The organism is Ensifer sp. LBL, from assembly GCF_050435225.1.
In the GTDB taxonomy this organism is placed as follows: Bacteria; Pseudomonadota; Alphaproteobacteria; order Rhizobiales; family Rhizobiaceae; genus Ensifer.
In genome coordinates this window covers 820,142-840,386 of the sequence record NZ_JBNDJY010000004.1, presented here as the reverse complement: position 1 = coordinate 840,386, position 20,245 = coordinate 820,142, and the positions used below count along the sequence as shown (strand labels likewise).

Annotated in this window: 21 protein-coding genes; 10 read left to right on the top strand and 11 right to left on the bottom strand. The window is 64.5% G+C overall.

Annotation, left to right across the window (positions count from 1 at the left end; translation table 11 throughout):
* Both OKW20_RS19995 and OKW20_RS19990 read left to right on the top strand, forming a co-directional pair.
* Nucleotides 1-220, top strand: a 220-nt coding sequence (locus OKW20_RS19995; RefSeq protein ID WP_429174493.1) for a hypothetical protein, incomplete at its 5' end; no start/stop codon positions are given.
* 141 nt (nucleotides 221-361) lie between these two features.
* Nucleotides 362-1,819: a CHAD domain-containing protein gene (locus tag OKW20_RS19990; protein ID WP_429174491.1), complete on the top strand. Its 1,458-nt coding sequence runs from the start codon at nucleotides 362-364 to the stop codon at nucleotides 1,817-1,819.
* Between the two features lie 48 nt (nucleotides 1,820-1,867).
* On the opposite strand, the gene OKW20_RS19985 is transcribed toward OKW20_RS19990, so the two are convergent.
* The 6 genes from OKW20_RS19985 to OKW20_RS19960 all read right to left on the bottom strand — a co-directional run bounded on the left by OKW20_RS19985 (nucleotide 1,868) and on the right by OKW20_RS19960 (nucleotide 8,942).
* Nucleotides 1,868-3,415, bottom strand: coding sequence for a DUF1254 domain-containing protein (locus tag OKW20_RS19985; protein ID WP_429174564.1), 1,548 nt, complete (start codon nucleotides 3,413-3,415; stop codon nucleotides 1,868-1,870).
* A gap of 373 nt (nucleotides 3,416-3,788) precedes the next feature.
* Nucleotides 3,789-4,706, bottom strand: coding sequence for a 4-hydroxy-tetrahydrodipicolinate synthase (dapA, locus tag OKW20_RS19980; protein WP_429174490.1), 918 nt, complete (start codon nucleotides 4,704-4,706; stop codon nucleotides 3,789-3,791).
* Between the two features lie 347 nt (nucleotides 4,707-5,053).
* Nucleotides 5,054-5,695 carry an Isoquinoline 1-oxidoreductase subunit gene (locus OKW20_RS19975; protein ID WP_429174488.1) on the bottom strand — a complete coding sequence of 214 codons (642 nt, stop codon included), beginning with the start codon at nucleotides 5,693-5,695 and terminating at the stop codon, nucleotides 5,054-5,056.
* Nucleotides 5,696-5,697: 2 nt separating this feature from the next.
* Nucleotides 5,698-7,851 carry a molybdopterin cofactor-binding domain-containing protein gene (locus OKW20_RS19970; RefSeq protein WP_429174486.1) on the bottom strand — a complete coding sequence of 718 codons (2,154 nt, stop codon included), beginning with the start codon at nucleotides 7,849-7,851 and terminating at the stop codon, nucleotides 5,698-5,700.
* A 4-nt stretch (nucleotides 7,852-7,855) separates the two neighbouring features.
* Nucleotides 7,856-8,311 carry a (2Fe-2S)-binding protein gene (locus tag OKW20_RS19965; RefSeq protein ID WP_043620807.1) on the bottom strand — a complete coding sequence of 152 codons (456 nt, stop codon included), beginning with the start codon at nucleotides 8,309-8,311 and terminating at the stop codon, nucleotides 7,856-7,858.
* A gap of 235 nt (nucleotides 8,312-8,546) precedes the next feature.
* Nucleotides 8,547-8,942, bottom strand: coding sequence for an Ohr family peroxiredoxin (locus OKW20_RS19960; protein WP_043620812.1), 396 nt, complete (start codon nucleotides 8,940-8,942; stop codon nucleotides 8,547-8,549).
* 151 nt (nucleotides 8,943-9,093) lie between these two features.
* Here OKW20_RS19960 and OKW20_RS19955 point away from each other — a divergent pair, with 151 nt between their 5' ends.
* On the top strand, nucleotides 9,094-9,579 hold the full coding sequence (locus OKW20_RS19955) for a MarR family winged helix-turn-helix transcriptional regulator (protein WP_429113712.1): 486 nt from the start codon (nucleotides 9,094-9,096) through the stop codon (nucleotides 9,577-9,579).
* Nucleotides 9,580-9,685: 106 nt separating this feature from the next.
* On the opposite strand, the gene OKW20_RS19950 is transcribed toward OKW20_RS19955, so the two are convergent.
* Nucleotides 9,686-10,717 carry a DUF3095 family protein gene (locus tag OKW20_RS19950; protein ID WP_429174484.1) on the bottom strand — a complete coding sequence of 344 codons (1,032 nt, stop codon included), beginning with the start codon at nucleotides 10,715-10,717 and terminating at the stop codon, nucleotides 9,686-9,688.
* 202 nt (nucleotides 10,718-10,919) lie between these two features.
* Entirely contained in the window at nucleotides 10,920-11,402 is a 483-nt protein-coding gene (gene greA / locus OKW20_RS19945) for a transcription elongation factor GreA (RefSeq protein ID WP_429174483.1), read from the bottom strand.
* A gap of 259 nt (nucleotides 11,403-11,661) precedes the next feature.
* Here greA and OKW20_RS19940 point away from each other — a divergent pair, with 259 nt between their 5' ends.
* Complete coding sequence (locus tag OKW20_RS19940) at nucleotides 11,662-12,315, top strand: glutathione S-transferase family protein (RefSeq protein ID WP_429174481.1); 654 nt, start codon at nucleotides 11,662-11,664, stop codon at nucleotides 12,313-12,315.
* Nucleotides 12,316-12,383: 68 nt separating this feature from the next.
* Here OKW20_RS19940 and OKW20_RS19935 read toward each other — a convergent pair whose 3' ends face one another.
* On the bottom strand, nucleotides 12,384-13,541 hold the full coding sequence (locus OKW20_RS19935) for a M20 aminoacylase family protein (RefSeq protein WP_429174480.1): 1,158 nt from the start codon (nucleotides 13,539-13,541) through the stop codon (nucleotides 12,384-12,386).
* Nucleotides 13,542-13,699: 158 nt separating this feature from the next.
* On the opposite strand from OKW20_RS19935, the gene OKW20_RS19930 reads away from it, so the two are divergent.
* Nucleotides 13,700-14,233 (top strand): putative immunity protein, encoded by a 534-nt coding sequence (locus OKW20_RS19930; RefSeq protein ID WP_429174478.1) that lies wholly within the window; start codon nucleotides 13,700-13,702, stop codon nucleotides 14,231-14,233.
* Between the two features lie 7 nt (nucleotides 14,234-14,240).
* Here the strand turns inward: OKW20_RS19930 and gcvA are convergent, their stop codons facing one another.
* The gene (gene gcvA, locus OKW20_RS19925; protein WP_429174476.1) at nucleotides 14,241-15,185 is read right to left on the bottom strand and encodes a transcriptional regulator GcvA; all 945 of its coding nucleotides are present in this window, start codon (nucleotides 15,183-15,185) and stop codon (nucleotides 14,241-14,243) included.
* 124 nt (nucleotides 15,186-15,309) lie between these two features.
* Between gcvA and OKW20_RS19920 the strand changes: the two genes are divergently transcribed.
* Complete coding sequence (locus OKW20_RS19920) at nucleotides 15,310-16,014, top strand: SDR family oxidoreductase (protein ID WP_429174472.1); 705 nt, start codon at nucleotides 15,310-15,312, stop codon at nucleotides 16,012-16,014.
* A gap of 68 nt (nucleotides 16,015-16,082) precedes the next feature.
* Here OKW20_RS19920 and OKW20_RS19915 read toward each other — a convergent pair whose 3' ends face one another.
* Nucleotides 16,083-17,246, bottom strand: coding sequence for a sensor histidine kinase (locus OKW20_RS19915; RefSeq protein WP_429174470.1), 1,164 nt, complete (start codon nucleotides 17,244-17,246; stop codon nucleotides 16,083-16,085).
* A gap of 281 nt (nucleotides 17,247-17,527) precedes the next feature.
* Here OKW20_RS19915 and OKW20_RS19910 point away from each other — a divergent pair, with 281 nt between their 5' ends.
* From OKW20_RS19910 to OKW20_RS19895, 4 genes are all read left to right on the top strand, one after another.
* Complete coding sequence (locus OKW20_RS19910; RefSeq protein ID WP_034793319.1) at nucleotides 17,528-17,671, top strand: hypothetical protein; 144 nt, start codon at nucleotides 17,528-17,530, stop codon at nucleotides 17,669-17,671.
* Between the two features lie 291 nt (nucleotides 17,672-17,962).
* Nucleotides 17,963-18,460 (top strand): GNAT family N-acetyltransferase, encoded by a 498-nt coding sequence (locus OKW20_RS19905; RefSeq protein WP_429174562.1) that lies wholly within the window; start codon nucleotides 17,963-17,965, stop codon nucleotides 18,458-18,460.
* A 105-nt stretch (nucleotides 18,461-18,565) separates the two neighbouring features.
* On the top strand, nucleotides 18,566-18,922 hold the full coding sequence (locus OKW20_RS19900) for a DUF2750 domain-containing protein (protein WP_429174468.1): 357 nt from the start codon (nucleotides 18,566-18,568) through the stop codon (nucleotides 18,920-18,922).
* Nucleotides 18,923-19,012: 90 nt separating this feature from the next.
* A complete protein-coding gene (locus tag OKW20_RS19895) occupies nucleotides 19,013-20,245 on the top strand; it encodes a multidrug effflux MFS transporter (protein WP_429174467.1) in 1,233 nt (410 codons plus the stop codon).

Below are 20,245 nucleotides of genomic sequence, written 5' to 3'. Positions count from 1 at the left end.
AAAAGCAATTCCAGGAAAAGTGCGAAGCGGTTTTCCGTTCGGAATTGCGGCAATACAAAAAGCAATTCCAGGAAAAGTGCGAAGCGGTTTTCCGTCCGGAGTTGCGTCATCTCAAAAGCAATTCCAGGAAAAGTGTGAAACGCTTTTCCGTCCGGAGTTGCGACTTCACAAACAGCAACTCAGGAAAAGTGCGAAGCGTTTTCCCTCCGGAATCCATTGAAATCCCGTACACCTCAGGGCCTCCCGCTTCGAACGCGACCTACCGCGTTGGACCGCCACGCAAATATGATCCATGTCATTCAGAACACGAACCAATGTGCTCATATGGCATTATCGCGTTGTCTCTTGCACTTGTTGGAGGATGGGGTTGAACACGGAAATCGAAATCAAGCTCGAGCTTCTCCCTGAAGATCTCAATCGCTTTACCGAATCCGGGCTTCTGGGTGAGCCCGCAAGCGTCGAAAGCCAACGGTCGGTCTATTTCGACACGCGCGCCCGCGACCTGTTCCAGTCGGGCTTCACGCTGCGCATCCGCACGGTCGGTTCTGCCCGCACCCAGACGATCAAGGCGACGGGCGCGAGCGCCTCGGTCTTTGCCCGGCCGGAATGGGAGCAGCCGCTGGACGATGACGAGCCGGTGGTCGACCACACCACGCCGCTTGCCGCCCAGTTCGACCTCGCACCGGGCGATCTGCAGGCGCATTTTGCCGTCGACGTCGAACGCACTACCTGGAAGGTGAAGCAGGATGGCGCCGACATCGAGGTCGTGCTCGACCGCGGCCTGATCACCGCGGGCACCCGCCAGACCACGATCGGTGAGATCGAGCTCGAGCTCAAGGACGGCGCGCCCGAGGCGCTCTTCACGCTTGCCCGCCGCATCGAGGCGATCGTTCCCATCCGCTTCGGCGTCATGTCCAAGGCCGAGCGCGGTTTCCGTCTCATCGATGCCGAGCAGATGGTCTTCAAGGCCGAGCCGGTCGAGCTCGACCGCGAGATGCGGGTGGCAAAGAGTTTTCGCACGGTCGCCCTTTCCTGTCTTCGCCACCACCGCCTGAACGAGGACGTGCTTCGGGTGCGCCAAAACCCGGAGGCGCTGCACCAGGCCCGCGTTGCCCTTCGGCGCCTGCGTTCAGCCTTCTCGCTCTTCAGGGATCTGCTTCAGGACGAAGAGCGCACCCGCCTGAAAGGCGAGCTGAAATGGCTGGCAGGCGTCTTCGGCAAGGCCCGCGACGTCGACGTTCTCCTGGCACGCGCATCCCGGCCGGAACTTGTCGACCGGCTGAAGACTGCCCGCGCCGCCCGCTATCGCGAAGTGTTCGAAGCGCTCGACGACGGCCGCGGCCGCGCCCTGATGCTCGACCTCCACGAATGGCTGCATTGTGGCGCCTATCTCTCGTCACCGCCCGCCGAACTTCACGATCGGCCCGTGACCGATTTCGCCGAGGCGGTGCTCGACCGCGAGCGCCGGAAGCTGAAGAAGCATGGTCGTGCGCTCGCCAAGGTCAACGACGAGGAACGGCACGAGGCCCGCAAGGACGCCAAGAAGCTGCGTTATGCCGCCGAATTCTTCGCCGCGCTGTTCGACGACAAGCGCGGCGCCAGGCGCCACAAGCGCTTCACCACGGCCATGGCCGCGCTGCAGGATGAACTCGGCACGCTTAACGATCTGGTCTCGGCACCGCAGGTGCTGAGCGAAATCGGCCTTGAGGACCACCCGGACGCCGGAACGCTCGTCGTTGAGGCGAACAAGGACAAGCTCATCGACCGCGCGCAGGCCGCGCTCGACGACGTGATCGACGTCAAGCGTTTCTGGCGTTGAGCACGCCGGGCAAACCGACGCCGGCTTATCCCGGCACCTTGGCCGCGGTCATGCCGCAACCGTGATCTTCGGCGGCTGCCACGAGCCGTCGAGGATCTCGTCCTTGCCCCAATAGGCGCGAATATAGAGCGAGAAGATCCCGTGCGGCGCCGGCAGCCAGTTGCTGTCCTTCTCCCCACCGGGGCGCTCGGCGCTGACATAGAGCGTCAGCGAGCCGTCCTCATTGTGCTTGAGCTTGTCGCTCTTGGTGCCCAGCGAGTAGCGCTTGAAGTCGTTGGTGTGGAAGAGGTGCTTGTCGTCATAAAGGGTCAGCGACCAGAAGCCGTGGACCGGCGGCTCCTGGCCGGGCGCAAAGGTGATCTCGTAGAGTTTCACGCCGGTCAGCTGGTCGCCGGCGCCGTCGAAGTCGGTATAGAAATACTGCGTCTCGTTCGGCCGGTTGTTGAACATGTTCGACCTGGCGGTGCCGGTCCGGTTGAAGTAGTCGATCCCCCATTGCGCATTGTTGACCGAGCGGTTCCAGCCATTGCCGGCCGGCAGCCCGTTGCGCTGCCATTCCAAGAAGGGGCGGATGACCTTCTCCTCCGTCTCGATCGCGGTGTCGACGAGCATGCCCCGAAGCTCGGGATCCCGCTCGGCCGCGTCGAGCAACAGGCGGAACTGGGCAAAAAGCGCCTCCTCCCCCGGCAGCGGATCGACCGCGGCGATGGCGTCGCCGAACTGGTCGAAGAACGTCTCCGGCGTCACCCATTTGGTTTCGGCGTCGGTCGCGCCGCCGTTCAGGGGCGGAGCCGGAATGTCGGTCAGCTTTGCCCATTCGATCGTCTTCGCCTCGCCGGTAAACTCTTTCAGCGGATAGAAAACCACCTGGTTGATCAGCGGCTGGACCGCCTGGTTGTCGTCGCTCACGTCGGTCTGGAAGATGCGGGGAATGGCGCTCGCAAGCGATGTCGGGGAGCGGATGATGTCGGTGATGCCGGCGGGCTTCAGCCCGTCCCAGTCGGGGCCGACAAGAAGATAGAAGCCGGGCCGCGTGCCATAGGGCTTGCCGAGCTGGCCGAACTGATCGGTGCGGGCATCGTAGAGCGAATAGAGCCAGAAGCGGTCGCCGAAGTCGGGCACCTGCGCAACGACAGGCTCGTCGTCGAGCTCGAAGAAACCGAGGCCATAGACGACGTCCTGGTTGGGGCATGTGACGAAGGTTTCCGACGGCTCGATATAGTCGTGCAGCATGCCCACCTGCCCACGCGGGGCCACCGGCGAGAGCCCGCCGAGCAGGCCCGCATAGGGCGCCTGGGTGACCTTGGCCCGGCGGTTCAGCATGTTGACGATCGGCCAACCCCAGATATAGGCCATCTGCCCGACGGTGCGGGCATAGCCCGGATGCATGGCGACGCCGGTGACCGGCAATGTCGGCGCGCCCGGCCCGAGCGCCTGCTGTGCCGCGGCGGGCGTGGCCGAGGTCACGACCGAGGCGGCCGTCAGCGCCGCCGGAACGGCCGCGCCGGCGCCAATCGCGGCAAGCGAGGCCGCGCCGATTCCGCCTTTCATCATGTCGCGTCGAGTGATTTCAAGATTGCTGCCGGATGTCTTCATCATCGTCTCCAGGCGTCCTGATCAATCAGCTTGGGATGGGCACCCGCTCTGGCGCCCCGTTTTTGGCACACCGTCCATCTCGCCCCGCTTGGCCCTCGCGCCGGGAAACCGGCTTTCGCCCTCACCCGTGACGGTTCAGGGCACGGATCGCTCGCAAGAATGGTTCTCTGTTTTTTTCCTCAACTGCGGCATTTCAATGCCCGGCAGCATGGTCCGCGCAGCGCCATCGGACACCGCGCGTAAGGACCGCTATCCTGCCGAAACAAGCCGGCCGGCGAAAGTACGTAACTGTTAAAATACGATGCAAACGGCGACGCAAAGCAGGGCGATCTTCCCTTTACCGACCGCCCCACTTTGGAAAACCGCCGCAGGCTCAGCGCCGGTCTTCCTGCGCCGCCATCGCCCTTTCGATCCTCAGCGCCAGCTCATCGCTGACCGGCACCATCGGCAGGCGCATCTCCGCACTGTCGATCAGCCCCGCGCGCCAAAGCCAATGCTTGATCGGCCCGGGGCTCGGCTCGGCAAAGAGCAGCCGCGGCAGGTCGGAAAGGCGCTGCCATGCGGAAAGCGCCCCCGCCTGGTCGCCGGCAAGGAGCCTGTTGCGGATGCCGGCAAAGGCTGCCGTGTGCACATGGGCGGACGCCGTGATCCCGCCTTCCGCCCCTTGCGTCAGCGCCGTGTAGAACAACGGGTCCTCGCCGGTCAGCACGGCGAAATCGCTGGGCTTGTGGCGCAGCAGATCGAAGGATTGCGTCGCATCCGCCGAACAATCCTTGACGCCAACGATGTTTCTCCGCTCGGCAAGTTGCAGCATCGTCTCGTTACCGAGGTTGACGCCCGTCCGATAGGGAATGTTGTAGATCAGGATCGGCCGTTCCGTGGCGTCGGCAAGCGCCGAGAAATGTGCATAAAGACCGCGCTGCGACGGCCGGGTGTAATAGGGGCAGGCAATCAGGTAGCCATCGGCGCCCCAGGCCGCCGTCCGCTCCAGCGCCTTCACCGACTTCCGCGTATCGCTACCGGACAGCCCGAAATAGACGGGGATGCGCCGCCCCGCTGCAGCCAGGGTTTCGTTGGTGATCGCAACCACCCGCTCGCACTCCGCCTCGTCGAGCGCCATGCCCTCGCCCGTGGTCGCGCCGAGAATGAAGCCATCGATCGGCTCGGCCGCATAGTGGACGACCAACCGGCGGAGTGAACGCTCGTCCAGCTCCCCATCTCGAAAGGGCGTGATCAGCGGCAGCCAGAGACCGCTAAGGCCCGGCGATCTTGTTGAAGCTGTGCTTTCCATGAAATTCCATCTCCTTTGAAAAACCGGAGACGGAGAGCGCAAGCGAAAACCCCGTCCGAACCGGCGGGGTCGATCTGATCCTTGTGCTTGCTATGCTCTGCGCGCAACGACCGACAGCCCCGGGTACGGGGCTTTTTTCGCAGTCGTCAGTTTGGCGAGGCGGCAGGTCATGGGCGCGAAGGTCGAACAGTCCAGCCGCATTGTCAAGGTAGGCCGGCGCCGGCGCTGCGACGCGTGGCCGCTCCGGGACCTCGTCGCGGTCGCCTCGATAAGGCATGCGCTTGCGAGGGCCGCGATACAGGCCCTGCCGGGAGGCCGCCCCGCTCAGTCCCGACAGGCGCTTCCGCTCAGTCCGGACATTCCGCACCCGTATCCACCCAGGCGGTAATAAGGCTGGCGAGTTCGGCCTGCGAACCGGGCGGCGCGCTGCGGCCCTCACCCGGATGCCAGGCCCAGCCGACCAGGTGATCCTCGCCCATGTGCTTGATGAGATCGGCATGGGAGCGGTTGCCGTTACGCTCCGTGTCCTTCACCTGTTCGCAGATCTCGCGAACGGTGAGGCCCTGCCAGGCCATGCTTTCGGGCGCCAGCTGCCAATGAGCGTTGCCGGGGATGGACTTCAGCCGGCTGCCGACGATCGCCCGGTTCTCCGCACCGTGGCAGGTGCTGCAGGCAAGGCCGGCCGGCCCCATCGAACTGTCGGCGGCGATCATCAGTGGCACATGCGGGTGCATGTCCTCGCCCTGCGTCGGGCTGCGCGTTGCCGGGTGGCAGTTGATGCAGCGCGGATGGGTGAGCACCCGGCTCGCCTCGGCAAAGATCGCCTTCGAGCGCTGGCGCGCATCGGTGATCGAGGCAAAGTCGGCTGCACCTTTCAAGGCGCCGCCACTGGCGGTTTCGGCAAAACCGCTGACCGGCTCGAAAGTGGCGATGAGGCCTGCCACCACGAGCGCGGATGCAAGCGAGAGAGCAAGGGCTGGCCTGTTCATGGTCACACCCTCCTCAGGTCGCCCTGGTCGATCGGCAGGGTTCTGAGCCGCTTGCCGGTCGCCATGAAGATCGCGTTCAGAAGCGCCGGCGCCACGCCAGGCGTGCCGACTTCGCCGATGCCGCCGGGCGCCTCGGCGCTCGGTACGATATGCACCTCGATCGGCGGCGTCTCGTGGATGCGCAGGACAGGCGCGTCGTCGAAATTGCCTTCGACCACCGCGCCGTTTTCGACGGTGATGCGCCCGTAGAGCGCCGCACTCAGGCCATAGACGACGCCGCTCTGGATCTGCGCCTCCACCGTGTCCGGGTTGATCACCTGGCCGCAATCGACCGCGCAGACGATACGCTCGGCCTTGAACCTGCCGTTCCCGTCGAGGCTGACTTCGGCGACCATCGCCGCGAAGCTGCCGAAATCCTCGGCAATCGCGATACCCCGCCCCCTGCCCTTGGCAAGCGGCGTCGACCAGCCGGCCTTTTCGGCCGCGAGATCGAGCGCGCCGAGCAGCCGCGGCTTGTGCTGCAGCAGCCGCCGCCGGTATTCGAGCGGATCGATGCCCGCGAGTTCCGCCAGTTCGTCGATGCCGCATTCGACCGGGGGAATGTTGCGGGTGGCGCCGACGCCGCGCCAGTTGCCGGTGAGCATGCCATCCGGCGCCTCTTGGCGGGCAAAATCGGTCTGCCTGTGTTCGATCGCATAGGGCGTTTCGGCCCCCGCCATCTGGTCGAGGTCGACGCCGTCCTTGGTAAAGCCCGGGAACCAGCGCGCCATGACCGACGGCCCGATGACCCGGTGCCGCCAGGAGACCGGCATGCCGTCGGCTCCAAGTGTCGCCGTCACCTTGCTGTAGTTGAGGTAGCGATAGCAGTCGTGACGGATGTCCTCCTCCCGGCTCCAGGTCACTTTCACCGGGCCCTTCACCTGCTTGGCGATCTTCGTCGCGAGGATCACGCCGTCGACGTCGAGCCTGCGGCCAAAGCCGCCGCCGAGCAAGTGGTTGTGCACCACCACCTTTTCGACCGGCAGGCCGGTCACGTCGGCTGCCGCCTGTCGCGCCCGGCTCATGATCTGCGTTCCCACCCAGATTTCGCAACCATCGGGGCGCACATGCACGGTGCAATTCATCGGCTCCATGGCGGAATGGGTGAGGATCGGCATGCGATAGACGAATTCGTGCACCGGCCCATGCTCGGCCTCGGCCCTGGCGACGTCGCCTTCATGCAAATGCGGTAGGGCCTTGCCGTCGATCGCCGCATCCATGAGGCGCTCGAGCTCGGCTTGCGAAACCGAGGCGCTCGGCCCCGGATCCCATTCGATCGAAAGGGCCGCGAGCCCCTTTCGCGCAGCGCCGGTATTGTTGGCGACAACCGCGACAGCCTCCTCGATGCGCACCACCTGGCTGACGCCCTTGACCGCCATCGCCGGGGCCTCGTCGACCGCGCGCAGCTTGCCGTTGAAGTGCGGACAGATCGCGATCGCCGCGTAGGAGACGCCGTCCGGACGGGCATCGATACCGAATTTCGCCGTGCCGTTGACCTTCTCCGGGCTGTCGAGGCGATGCACCGGCTTGCCGATCACCCGGTAGCTGGAGGCCGGCTTCAGCGGCACCTCCTGCGGCACCGGCGCGGAGGCGGCTGCCGCAATCAGGCTGCCGTAGGCAGCGCGCCGGCTGCCGGCGGTCTCGACCACATTTCCGGCCTCGGCCCTGCAGGCGTCGGGCGAAACGCCCCAGTCGCGCGCCGCAGCACTGACCAGCATGATGCGCGCCGTGGCACCCGCCTTGCGCATCTGCTCGTAGACACCGCGGATCGCAAAGGAGCCGCCGGTGATCTGGTCGCCGAGCAGCGGATTGGCATATTGCTTGGGATCGGCCGGCGCATGCTCCAGCACCACCTGGTCGAGCCCGACCTCCAGCTCTTCGGCGAGCATCATCGCGACCGCCGTATAGATGCCCTGCCCCATTTCCACCGAGGGCATGACGAAGGTGATCTTGCCTTCCTGCGGAATGCGGATGAAGGCGTTCGGCGCGAAGGGATCGCCTGCCGCTGCTGCCGCCTGCGGCCTGAAGCCGATCACCAGCCCGGCGCCGGTCAGCGATGCGCCGATCAGAAGCTGGCGGCGCGATAAGGAAAGGTTCGTTCTGTCGAAGATGGACATGGCATCACCCCCGCGCCGCAAGCTTGATGGCTGCACGAATGCGCGGATAGGTGCCGCATCGACAGATGTTTCCGGCCATGACCGCATCGATGTCGCTGTCATCAGGCGTCGGATTGGCGGCAATGAGCGCCGTCGCAGACATGATCTGTCCGGACTGACAGTAGCCGCACTGCACCACGTCGATGTCGAGCCAGGCCTGCTGTATCTTCTTGCCCTCTGGCGTGTCGCCGATCGCCTCGATCGTGGTGATTGGCTTCCCCGCCGCCTCGGACACCGGCATCACGCAGGAGCGCGCCGCCTGCCCGTCGACATGCACCGTGCAGGCGCCGCACATGGCGATGCCGCAACCGAATTTGGTTCCGGTGAGCCCTATCGTGTCGCGCAGGACCCAGAGCAACGGGATATCGCCGTCCACATCAACGGCATAGTTCTTTCCATTCACGGTGAGATTGTAAGGCATGACACCATCGGCCGGAGCCGTCCCCTGTCCATGCGAAGGCGCGAAAATACCAACAAGGGGGACGGTCGGCCAAATTACATTCTTGTGAGGTGTCGTCGGGAAAATCCCTACGCCCCGGCCGCCGGGCGACATGCGTGAAGGCACGAGCGCTGCCGAAACGAAATCGGGATGCGCCGCAGCTGGTGATCAGCTCCGGCACATCCCGATGATATCTTTGAGTTTATTTAGGCCGAAATCAGAGGAGATTGGTCTCGACGTCGATGTTGCCGCGCACTGCCTTGGAGTAAGGGCAGATGTCATGGGCGGCGTGGATGATGTCATGCGCCACGTCACGGTCGAGACCGTCAAGGCGAACGTTGAGACGGGCACGCAGGAAATAGGAGCCGTCGTTGACGTTGAGGTCGATCTCGGTATCGACCTGCGGCCCGGCGGGAAGCTTCACCTTGCGCTGCAGCGCTGCAAGCTCGATCGCGCCCAGGTAACAGGCCGACCAGGCGGCGCCGAACAGGTTTTCCGCGGCCGGATGCGGCTGGGTGAGCTTCAGTTCCAAAGTGCCGTCTTGGCTGACGGTGCCGCCGTCGCGGCCGCTGGTGTTGTGGGTCTTGCCAGTGAAAAGAAGCTTCTCGGTCATGTCATTTCCTCTCTGTTTGATTTTTATATCGGATCCGCTTTAATCGGATGCGACGTTTATAGATGAAGCGTGAGACACCGTCAACACCATTGCGATTTAATCGGATGCGATTTATATTAAGTGCAGACAACGAAAAGGAAAAAAGATTCCCATGTCCACGTCCAAGACTGCCAAGGACCCTGGCACTGCATCGGCCAAGGGCGGCAAGAAGCTCTCGAACTTCCTGTGCTTTGCCATCTACTCGGCAAATCTTGCCTTCGGCCGTGCCTATAAGCCCCTGCTCGACAAGCTCGGCCTGACCTATACCCAATACGTGACCCTGGTGGCTCTGTCGGAGGAGGACGACCAGACGGTGAGCGCGCTTGGCGAAAAGCTCTTTCTGGAATCGAACACGCTGACACCGATCCTGAAGAAGCTCGAGGCTGACGGTTATCTTCAGCGTCGCCGCGATCCCACGGACGAACGCCAGGTGCGGCTGACGCTGACGCCGGCCGGCCAGGCAGTGGTGGATGCCGACCCGGGTGCCGCGCTGACCGACGCGATCGGCCTCGGCGACGACTTTGCGACGGTGCAGCAGTCGGTGGCAAAACTGCGCGACAACCTGCTGAACGCTGGTAAGCCAGGAAATAGCCGCTGAAACGCCCGCCACCGCGACTATCGCTCGCGAAGGGCCGGCACAGCGATTGGAGCGGCCAACATCACGCTTAAGGGCGGTTCTCCGCCGCCCTTGCCGCTTGGCACGATCAGGCGCTCAAGCGTTCACGCGGCGCCATCATTTCCGCTGCCTTGGCGTAGCCGCCATCCATGCCGTCGAGAAAATGCAAGTGCGCATCCGGCCGTGCCGACGGCACAAGGCAGGTCATCAGCGCGTGGCTCTGCCGATGCAGCCCGAAGATGACCTCGCCGCGCGCCTTGGCGGCCACAAGGATCGCCTCGATGCAGTCGATCTGCTCCGCAGTGCAATCCACCGTCAGGCGCAGGCCGTCGTCATACTTGCGGAAATCGGAACTGGCAGCCACGCCCGCCCAGCGCTCGGGCGCAACCCGCACCCGCGCGTCCTTCGGCACACCCATTTGCTCCGGCAGAGGATGCGACTGCCGCGGCCCTTGATCGAAGACAGCGATCACCGCCCGCGCCACGGCGGCAAAGCGCTCGGGCGTCACGTCGGCGGCGGGTTCGGCCAGCAGCGACAGGATCTGCCCCTGCCGGCTTGGAAACGGCCGCCACTCGCAGGCAAGGCCGGTCAGATCCGGCTCGCTGCCGTGGCTTTCCGGCGACAGCAGGTAGCGCCCCTCTTTCAACTGCCGCTCCGCCCATTTGAGGCCACCGCCGGCAAACATCGCATAGGTCGCATGCTCCGATGCGGCATAGCGGGCGATCCGCACATCCTGGCCATGGTCCCTGATATCCCGGACCGTCAGCAGGCCGACGCGCAAATCGAGATCGAACCGGCCCTTCGCGAAGGCCGCGAGCTGCCGCAGCGCCGAACGCGCCATGGCCTCCCCGCCCGGCGCCAGCGCAAAGGCTGCGCCATCGCCGCGAAACACGAAGGGAAAGTCGAAATCGCCGCGCGCATTGCCGATGGCCGCAATCGCCGAGGCGCCGACATAGTTGACGTCCTCATAGCGCCCGGCCCGGATCGCGCCGGTGGAATTCACCACGTCGGTGATGCCGATCAGCCAGTCGTCCGGCAGAGGCTCGTAGACATCGGGATCGAGCACGCGGGAAAACTCGCGATAGGCGCGAATGGGCGTAGCGTCACCAGTGTTGTGCATGTCCATTCTCCGTACCGTCGAGCCCGAGCAAACCGTCTTGGCCGCCTGCCTCCGGCAGACGCTTCCGATCATCCGGCACGCGCCAAATTAGATCGGATGCGACATAAATACCGACGAACGGCGGAATGTCAAGATTGCACTATTAAATCGGATACGATTATTATTGCTACAAACCGGCGTCATCACGCCGGCGCGTCAGGGATCAGGCAATTGCCACGACCTCGAGCTCCTGGTCGCCGACAGTGACGACGTCGCCCACCGCCTTGCCCATCAGGATGCGCGCCACCGGCGCCACATAGGAGATTGACCCCGCCTTGGGATCCGCCTCGTCCTCGCCGACGATCCGGTACTTTTGCACCCGCCCGTCGTCACGGCTGAAGGTCACCGTGCTGCCGAAGGCAACGATCTCGTTCGATGCAGGTTCCGGCATCAGCTGCGCGGTACGCAGCCGTTCGTTGAGATAGCGCAGATCGCGCAGCGGCCCCGCCTGCTGGCGCCGCTTTTCATTAACGTCGTCCACCGCAGCCGCCGCCTCATAGGCCGCGCGCGCCTCCTGAAGCAGCGCCTCCAGCGCCTTCAGCCCGGCCTCCGTCACCAGGTTCGGATGCGGCGAAATCGCCCGGTCCGGCAGCAATGTCTCGGCGGCGGTTTCGGCACTTTCTTCCTTGGTGAAGGCAACGCTCAATCTTTAGGACTCCGTATGGCTTGTGGGCAGGATAGGCGCGGCGGGTGCAATAGCGTCCCCGCGCCGGCCGATCAACACTATACGCATTTCCGCCCGGCCCGTATGCGAAGAATGGCAGCCGCCGACGAACTGTGCCCGATTTCCCGCGGGATACCGGAACGCTCACTATAGCGCGAAAGCCGCGATCCATGCGACAACCCCGGGTATGAACGAGCCTGCGGGTATGCGCGCCGGCTCTTTGATGCGGGGAGAATGATCGTTGGCCGAACCCTTTGTCGTCTATGGAGCGTCAGGCTCCGGCTCCGTGCCGATCGAGGCGGCCCTCAGCCTGCTCAGCGCGCCCTATCGCGTCGAGGATCACGCGCCCTGGGACGGAAAGCAGGAGGCGGACAGGCTGGCCCGCATCAATCCCCTGCGCCAGGTTCCGGCGCTCGTGCTCCCGAACGGCGAACTCATGACCGAAAGTGCCGCGATCCTGATCTGGCTCGCCGACGCCTACCCCGAGCGCCGCCTAGCCCCGGCCGTGAGCGACGCAAAACGGCCGGCTTTTCTCCGGTGGATGACCTTCGTATCCGCCGCCATCTACGCCCTCTATTGGATCGCCGACGACCCGTCCCGCATTGCGGAGCGGGAAGAGGACCACGCAGCCGTCAAGGCACGCGTGTTCGACCGCGTCGCCCATTGCTGGCAGCGAATGGGCGCGGAGCTGCAACCGGGAAAATATCTTCTCGGCGACGAACTCTCGGTCCTCGACCTCTATGTCGCCACCGCCTCGCGCTGGTCACCCGGCCGCCGCCGCTTCTACGAGGTCGCCCCGACGCTCGCAGACGTCATCCGCCGCGTCGATGCCGACCCGAGGCTGGCCCCCCTCTGGGCGGAGCGCTTTCCGTTTACGCAGGGCTGGGAGCGCTGAGGCCAGGAAACCGGGTCTCGTAGCTGTTACGCCAAGACAATAACCGGCCCACGTCCGGCCGCGACCGCTCAGAGCGGCATTCTGCCCTCCACGATGGCCCTGAAATAGGCCACGCCGAAAGGAATGGCATCGTCATTGAAATCGAACCGCGCGTCATGCACCGACGCGCTGTCGCCATTGCCGATCAGCATGATGTTGCCGGGGCGCGCTTCGAGCATGAAGGCGAAGTCCTCCGAGCCCATCAGCGGCTCCAGAGCGTCGTTGACGTGCGCGTCTCCGACCAGAGATCGCGCCACGCTGACGGCAAAGGCGGTCTCGCTGCCATGGTTCACGGTCGGCGGAAACATGCGTTTGTAGGTGACCGTGGCGCTGGCTCCGTAGGCCTCAGCAATCCGTTGCGCGATGGAGGTAACGCGCGCCTCTATCAGGTCTCTCGTGCCGGGATCGTAGGTCCTTGATGTCCCGCCCATCTCGGCCGATTGGGGGATGACGTTGCCGGCCTTGCCTCCTGCCATCCAGCCGACCGTGACCACGGCGCACTGACGCGGATGGACGTTGCGGGAAACGATCGTCTGCAGGGCCAGAAGAATATTGGCGCCGACCACCAGCGGATCGACGCTGACGTGCGGGGAAGCGCCATGCGCGCCCTTGCCGTCGATCCGGATCCTGAAGCCATCGGCCGAAGCGGCCAGAGGTCCACGAACGGTGGCAAACTGCCCGATCGGCAAACCGGGCTCCGTGTGCATGGCATAGATCTCGTTGATTCCGAAACGCTCCATAAGGCCATCATCGACCATGGCCTTGCCACCGCCGCCGCCCTCTTCGGCCGGTTGAAAGACGACCACTGCCGTGCCGTCAAACGCCCGCGCCTCGGCCAATTCCCGCGCGCACCCCAGCAACATCGCTGTGTGGCCGTCATGACCGCAGGCGTGCATGACGCCCGTTGTCCTTGATGCCCAGGCGGCCCCGGTCGCCTCCTCGATTGGCAAGGCATCCATATCCGCCCGCAGGCCGATGACCCTGCCACTCGACCGCTTCCGGCCGTGGATAACGCCCACGACGCCCGTCCGACCGATGCCGGTCACGACCTCGTCGCATCCGAACGCGGCCAGTTTGGAACGCACGAACTCCGCCGTCCTGTGGACGTCGAATTGCAACTCCGGATGGGCATGAATGTCGCGCCGCCAGGCAACGACATCGCCATAATCGGAACCAACGGCCGGCATAGAGCCTCCCTTTTCCTGAGCTTGCGACTGCAAATGGCTCGGCGGTGAAAGATATGGCGTTTATCAAGGGATGCAACCTGTGTCCTTTACACAACCGATAGGGTTGTCACGTGGCGACCGCATGATATGCAATCGGCCCGTTTCAAAACGAGCACCCCATGACCGACAAAGCCCGGGCACCGCTCCTGACCGAAGACGACCTGCGCCAGATCACCCGCTGGGCAATCCTCTGCGCCGCCCGCGCGCTGCCGGTCTTCGAGGCCGTCGTGCCGGGTGATCCACGACCGCGAGAGGCGATTGCCGCGGCTATCGCCTTTGCCGAGGGCGGTCCGCGCACGGGCGTCTTGCGCAAGGCCGCCTGGGGCGCCCAGGCAGCGGCGCGCGCGGTTGGCGATCCCGCCGCCAAGGCTGCCGCCCGCGCCGCCATTGCGGCGGCCGGTGCGCCCTACACCCATCCGATCGAGACGCCGCACCAGATCAACCATGTGCTCGGCCCCGCTGCCTACGCCATCCAGGCACTCTCGATCGGAACAGCCGACGAGGCAGCCGCCACCGAAATGGAACTCCGGCAGCTGATCGCGCTCGCATCGCCGGAAATCCGGCGCATCGTCGGCAAGTTGCCGGGACGAAAGCCCAGCAAGGGCGCGTTTCACGCGCTCCTATACCGGCTCGACACGGCCCTGCGTCGCTGATCGCGGATCAAGAACTCGCGCTCTGCGCTCCATCTGCAAGGTTCGGGTCCGCCGAGCCTCCCCGCTCCTTTTTCGCCTCGTCGCTGAGCCAGGCGATCACGGTCTGCAGGCTGAGCGACTTTCGGTAACGCGGCCAGACCAGATAGAAGTCCGAAGGCCCGGTCATCGATGCCTCGAACAGGCGGATGAGCCGCCCTTCGGCGAGATCGCGCGCGACGAAATCGCGGTTGGCGAGCACGATGCCCTGGCCCGCCGTCGCCGCCTCGATCGCGTGGGAGGTCTGGTTGAAGCTGATGCCTTTGAACGAGGCCTGCCGGCTGCCGCCGAAATGCCGCTCGGTGAATTCCGGCCAGAAATTATGGGCGTCGTGCAGCAGCGTATAGCCGGCCAGTTCCTCGGCGGTTTTCGGCGCCGGCCGCCCGGCAAGCAGCATCGGGCTGCAGACCGCGACGATCTCCTGCTCGAACAGCAGTTCCACCGCAAGCCCCGGCCCGAAGGGCGGCCGCCCGTAGCGCACGGCGAGATCGACGCCGTCGGCCTGGAAGTTCGACATGCGGTCAGTCGCCAGAATATGCAGGTCGAGATCCGGATGCCGGGCGGTGAAATCCGGCAGGCGCGGGATCAGCCATCGCGACGCGAAGGACGGCGTGGTGCTGATCGTCAGCCGCACCGGCTGCGGCTTCAGCCCATCGGTTGCCCGCGCAATGATTTCGAGCGCCCGCCTGACATCGGCGATATAGGCGCGTCCCTCGCCCGTCAGCGCCAGCGCACGCGGCAGCCGCTCGAAGAGCTTCACCCCAAGCTCCGCCTCGAGCCCGCGGATCTGCTGGGCAACGGCGCCCTGCGTCACGCCCAGTTCCTCGGCGGCGAGGCGAAAGTTCAGGTGGCGCGCCGCCACCTCGAACACTTTCACGCCATTCAGCGAAGGGAGCTTTCCCGGTGCGTCACTCATCGAATAGTTTTTCTACGGCCATATGAAAGCGAAACTGTTTCGCGGTTGCATGAAGGAGATGGTATTTCAATGGCAGCACCCGCGAAAGCGGCATTCCACGGATACGGATGAGGAGATCGATAAAATGGCAGTAGAAAAAGTGGCCGTAGTCACCGCCGGCGGCAGCGGTATGGGCGCCGAGAGCGCGCGGCGCCTGGCAGCCGACGGCTACAAGGTCGCGATCCTCTCCTCCTCCGGCAAGGGCGAGGCGCTCGCCGCCGAGCTCGGCGGCATCGGCATCACCGGCTCCAACCAGTCGAACGACGACCTGAAGCGCCTTGTCGATACGGCCGTGGAAAAATGGGGCCGGATCGACGTGCTGGTCAACAGCGCCGGCCATGGCCCGCGCGCCCAGATCCTCGAAATCACCGACGAGCAGTGGCACACCGGCCTCGATGTCTATCTGATGAACGTGATCCGCCCGGTCCGGCTCGTCACGCCGATCATGCAGAAGCAGAAGGCCGGCGCGATCATCAACATCTCCACCGCCTGGGCCTTCGAGCCCTCGCCGATGTTCCCGACCTCGGCCGTCTTTCGCGCCGGTCTTGCCTCCTATACCAAGATCTTCGCCGACACCTATGCGGCCGACAACGTGCGCATGAACAACGTTCTGCCCGGCTGGATCGACAGCCTGCCGGGGACCGAAGAGCGCCGCGATGCCGTGCCGATGAAGCGCTACGGCACCAGCGCCGAGATCGCCGCCACCGTCGCCTTCCTCGCCTCGGATGGTGCCGCCTACATCACCGGCCAGAACCTGAAGGTAGATGGCGGCCTGACGCGCTCGGTCTGAGCGCGAGCCTCCCTTGTTGCCCCGTCGCGCGCCTCACCGGGCGCGCGCCAGCCATTGTCGCACCTCGCTCAGGCCGTCACGACCGGCGCGGTGTCGATGGCCGCATCGGCAAGCCGGTCGGCAACGGGTGCTCTCAAAGGCATGGTCACGGTCACGCGGAAATGCGCCGGGGAGACCGGTCCGGCGACCAGCGAACCGCCCTCGGGAAAACGTGCCTTGACGCGCTCTTCGACATTGGCGAGCCCTACGCCGAGCCCGGACCGTTTGACCATCGGCAAGACCTCGCCGGCATCCGACACGTTGTCGACCGAAAGCTGCAGCCGGTCTTCCGCCTGCGATGCGCTGATCGTGATCTTCAGGTCGCCGGACGAGCACCCGAGCCCATGCTTCACGGCATTCTCGACGAGCGGCTGCAGGATCAGGCTCGGCACCAGCGCCGTCCTCAACTCCTGCGGAATGTCGAGCGTGACGCTGATGCGATCGGAGAAGCGCTCCTTCTCGATCGCCAGATATTCCGATTGCAGCGCCAGTTCTTCCGAAAGCGCCAGATCCCGCAGCGGATCCATCTCCAGCGTCTTTCGCAGAAACGACGACAGCGACATCACGACCCGGCTCGCCTGCGACGACGCGCCCTCCTCGATCAGGCCGACGATCGAGTTCAGCGTGTTGAACAGGAAGTGCGGATTGATCTGGTAGTAGAGCGCCTGCATCTTCGCGGTCAGCGCCTCTTCGCGCGTGATCGCCAGCCGGCGCTCCTGCGCGCGCGCATCCAGATTGTACAAATAGGCGATGAAGAAGCAGGACCATCCGAAGAACAGCGATATCCCGAAAAACAGCATGTAGCAGAAGTTCTGGAGATCGTATTCGATGCCGATGGATGGATTGATATAGGTGTAAAGCCGGTAGTCGATCGCCGTGACGATCAACGATGCCAGCACCGACAGAACGGCCGAGACAAAGACCTGAGCCGCAATGTTCAACGCCCGGATCATCGCCAGGATATGCGACATGACGAGCGTGAGAAGCACGGAGGCAAGCGACGCCGCAAGCTTGACGGGAACATACTCTGCGGGATTGACGCCGACCAGAAGCCAGAGCGTGGTGGTCATGAAAAACTCGGCCGTCCAGAACCCGACCACGAGCTTGACGACCCTGTTCAGGAACGCGGCGGCGCTCGTGTCCGAGTGGTCCAGATCGAAGGTTTTTCGGTAGAGAGTTCCCAGTGCCATCATTCTGGCTACCATCCGCATTCGCTCGTTCGTGTCGTTCAATCTATTTGCCTCAATTAGCGAAAATCAACCAATGCAGGCAAATCAACCTTTGTACGCCTTGGGAATGGAGGGCGCTGCGAACGCGCAGGAGGTTCCCTGCGCGGTCTTAAGGAAGCCAGCATAGTGGGTTAGGTCGGCCTCCCACGCCGCATTGCCCTCTGCGCGCATCTTCGCCGCTATCCCATTGTCTTTCCTTGAGAAGCTCCTATTTCCCAGACGAACCACCGAAAAAGGAGCTCCGCATGAACCGAAACGGCCTCTATCTCGTCATCGCCCTGCTTGCCGTCGCCGTCGTCGGCCTCGGTATTTATGTCTACCAGGAAGAGACGAAGCCGGGCGTCGAGATCAAGATCGGCCAGGACGGCGTTTCGGTTCAGGAAAACTAGGACGTGGGCAACAGGCGCGAACGATGAAGCGGAACGGACTTCATCGTCGCCTGCGTTAACCCCTTGCGCTGCCAGAGCCGCCTGTTGACCATGGCAAGGGCCTGGCCCTATACCGAACCTGCTCGCCTGAACTGAGCAGAGGAATTGTCGATGCTGGAGCTTGTTCTCACCCACTGAGCGTCTCGATCGGTCGAGACGCGAAACCGCGCCACCGGCGAACGATATCCATCGTTCGCGGCCGATGGCGCGTGACTGAAGGGTTTCAACAGCAGGTTTTTGACAATGACCAACATCGACATCCGCTCCGAGCGAGCGACTGACATCGCTACCATCCGGCACATCACCAAGGCCGCCTTTGCGCCGATGCAATACAGCAGCCAGACCGAGGCCGAAATCATCGACGCACTGCGCGACGCCGGCGCCTTGACGCTCTCGCTGGTCGCCATCGAGGGAGGCGAAGTCATCGGACACGTCGCCTTCTCCCCCGTCACGATCGATGGCGAAGACAAGGGCTGGTTCGGTCTCGGCCCCGTCTCCGTCAGGCCCGACCGCCAGAAGAGCGGCACCGGCGGCAGGCTGATCCGCGAAGGCCTCGCGCGCCTTGTAAAGACCGGCGCCAAGGGCTGCGTCGTCCTCGGCGAGCCCGACTACTACAAACGCTTCGGCTTCGAGCACCACGCCGCCTTGCGCCTGGAAGGCCTCCCGGCCGAATATTTTATGGCAAAGGCATTTGAAGGCCCGGTACCGTCAGGGCGCGTCAACTACCACGCGGGCTTTGATGCTAACTGATTGACCTGACGACATGCCTTGGAGCGGGATGCGGACTCCCATCCCGCTCCAAGGGGTGCCTGCCGATCGGTTGCACGGAGCGGCCGGCACTGCTTAGGTCGTACGATGAGCGTCGCGCCCCTCCATACCCATGCCTTCTTCGACGAGATCCGGAAAACCGGCTTCGTCTGGACGGTCCGTGACGAATCCGGTTTCCCGACTTCGACGACCCGATCCAATGAAACCGCGATGCCTTTTTGGTCGTCGTTATCCAGAGCCCGACTGATAATCGAACGGGTGCCTGCCTATCGTCGCTTCACGCCGCATCGGCTTCCACTGGACGTCTTTGTCGATCGCTGGCTGGCAGGCCTGGAGACGGACAAGCTCATGGTCGGCATCAACTGGAGTGGCGCGGCAGCGTCGGGTTTCGACCTCGCGCCCGCCGACGTCCGCCGGTGGCTGCTCCGGGCGCAAGGACGATAATTCGTCAACGCCAGCGAGTTGCCACGCACCGTTTCGACGCGGCCGCCAAGACCGGGTATACTCGCGCTTCTGCTGCTGCGGGGACGCAAGGTGGAACGCAAGGGCCTTTCCCGAAGGGAGTTCGTCGCGCTCGTGGCCGCGCTGATGGCCATCGAGGCGCTGGCGCTCGATATCATGCTGCCGGCCTTGCCGGAGATCGGCACTGCCTTTCAGGTCAGCGATCCGAACGACCGCTCGCTCGTCCTCACCGTCTTCCTGATCGGCTTCGGCCTGCCGCAGGTGGCTTTCGGGCCGCTCTCCGATCGCTTCGGCCGCCGCCCGCCCGTTCTCATCGGCCTTGCCGTCTACCTCGCCTGCGCACTCGCCTCACCCGCCATGGGCAACTTCGCAGCACTGCTGTCGCTGCGCCTTGCCCAAGGGGTGGCTGCGGCCGCCATCCGCGTCGGCATCCTTTCGGCCGTGCGCGACCGCTATCATGGCGCGGCCATGTCCGAGGTGATGTCCGTCGCCATGTCGATTTTCCTGCTCGTGCCGCTGCTGATGCCCGGTGTCGGGCAGATCATCCTGCTTTTCGGTCCCTGGCAGCTCATCTTCGTCGTCATGGGCGGGCTTGCGGCGATCGTCGGGCTGTGGACACTGCTGCGCCTGCCCGAAACCCTGGCCCTTGCCAGCCGCCGCCCGCTCGATTTCGCAAGTATCGCCGATGGCTTTTCCCGCGTAATCCGCAACCGCGCCGCCTTCAGCTACGGCCTGTCAGGCGCCTTCCTGCTCGGCATCATCCTGGCGCTGATCAACACGTCGCAGCAGGTCTATGTCGATATCTATCGCCTCGGCCCCTATTACCCGCTCGCCTTCGCCGCCATGCCGGCCGCCGCCATCATCGGCTTCCTCACCAATTCGCGCCTGGTCGCACGCTTCGGCATGCGGCGGCTGGCGCACGGCGCCATGCTCACCTTCCTTACCGGCAGCATCCTCTGGCTCGCCATGGTCGCGGTCGCGACCCCACCGCTCTGGCTGTTCCTGCTGATGGTCGTGCTCGTCACGCCCATGGTCACCTTCGGCTTTCCAAACACCGGCGCGCTCGCCATGGAGCCGCTTGGCGAGGTCGCCGGCACCGCCTCTGCCATCTTCGGCGCCATCCAGACCGTCGGCGGCGCCATCCTCGGCTGGGCGGTGGCGCAGTCCTTCGATGGCACGCTCGTGCCGGTGATGGCGAGCCTCTGCCTCTTCGGCGCCTGCGTGCTCGCCTGCTTCCTCGTTGCCGAGAAGGGCCGCCTGTTCGGCGACGGCAGCGTCAGCACGGCGCCGGCGCTGGACGCATGA

What these genes read in the sequence shown, in the direction of transcription:
- OKW20_RS19990 (WP_429174491.1), top strand. Translation starts at nt 362, where the DNA reads ATGGGGTTGAACACGGAAATCGAAATCAAGCTCGAGCTTCTCCCTGAA.
- OKW20_RS19985 (WP_429174564.1), bottom strand. Translation starts at nt 3,415, where the DNA reads ATGAAGACATCCGGCAGCAATCTTGAAATCACTCGACGCGACATGATG.
- dapA (WP_429174490.1), bottom strand. Translation starts at nt 4,706, where the DNA reads ATGGAAAGCACAGCTTCAACAAGATCGCCGGGCCTTAGCGGTCTCTGG.
- OKW20_RS19975 (WP_429174488.1), bottom strand. Translation starts at nt 5,695, where the DNA reads ATGAACAGGCCAGCCCTTGCTCTCTCGCTTGCATCCGCGCTCGTGGTG.
- OKW20_RS19970 (WP_429174486.1), bottom strand. Translation starts at nt 7,851, where the DNA reads ATGTCCATCTTCGACAGAACGAACCTTTCCTTATCGCGCCGCCAGCTT.
- OKW20_RS19965 (WP_043620807.1), bottom strand. Translation starts at nt 8,311, where the DNA reads ATGCCTTACAATCTCACCGTGAATGGAAAGAACTATGCCGTTGATGTG.
- OKW20_RS19960 (WP_043620812.1), bottom strand. Translation starts at nt 8,942, where the DNA reads ATGACCGAGAAGCTTCTTTTCACTGGCAAGACCCACAACACCAGCGGC.
- OKW20_RS19955 (WP_429113712.1), top strand. Translation starts at nt 9,094, where the DNA reads ATGTCCACGTCCAAGACTGCCAAGGACCCTGGCACTGCATCGGCCAAG.
- OKW20_RS19950 (WP_429174484.1), bottom strand. Translation starts at nt 10,717, where the DNA reads ATGCACAACACTGGTGACGCTACGCCCATTCGCGCCTATCGCGAGTTT.
- OKW20_RS19935 (WP_429174480.1), bottom strand. Translation starts at nt 13,541, where the DNA reads ATGCCGGCCGTTGGTTCCGATTATGGCGATGTCGTTGCCTGGCGGCGC.
- OKW20_RS19930 (WP_429174478.1), top strand. Translation starts at nt 13,700, where the DNA reads ATGACCGACAAAGCCCGGGCACCGCTCCTGACCGAAGACGACCTGCGC.
- gcvA (WP_429174476.1), bottom strand. Translation starts at nt 15,185, where the DNA reads ATGAGTGACGCACCGGGAAAGCTCCCTTCGCTGAATGGCGTGAAAGTG.
- OKW20_RS19920 (WP_429174472.1), top strand. Translation starts at nt 15,310, where the DNA reads ATGGCAGTAGAAAAAGTGGCCGTAGTCACCGCCGGCGGCAGCGGTATG.
- OKW20_RS19915 (WP_429174470.1), bottom strand. Translation starts at nt 17,246, where the DNA reads ATGATGGCACTGGGAACTCTCTACCGAAAAACCTTCGATCTGGACCAC.
- OKW20_RS19910 (WP_034793319.1), top strand. Translation starts at nt 17,528, where the DNA reads ATGAACCGAAACGGCCTCTATCTCGTCATCGCCCTGCTTGCCGTCGCC.
- OKW20_RS19900 (WP_429174468.1), top strand. Translation starts at nt 18,566, where the DNA reads ATGAGCGTCGCGCCCCTCCATACCCATGCCTTCTTCGACGAGATCCGG.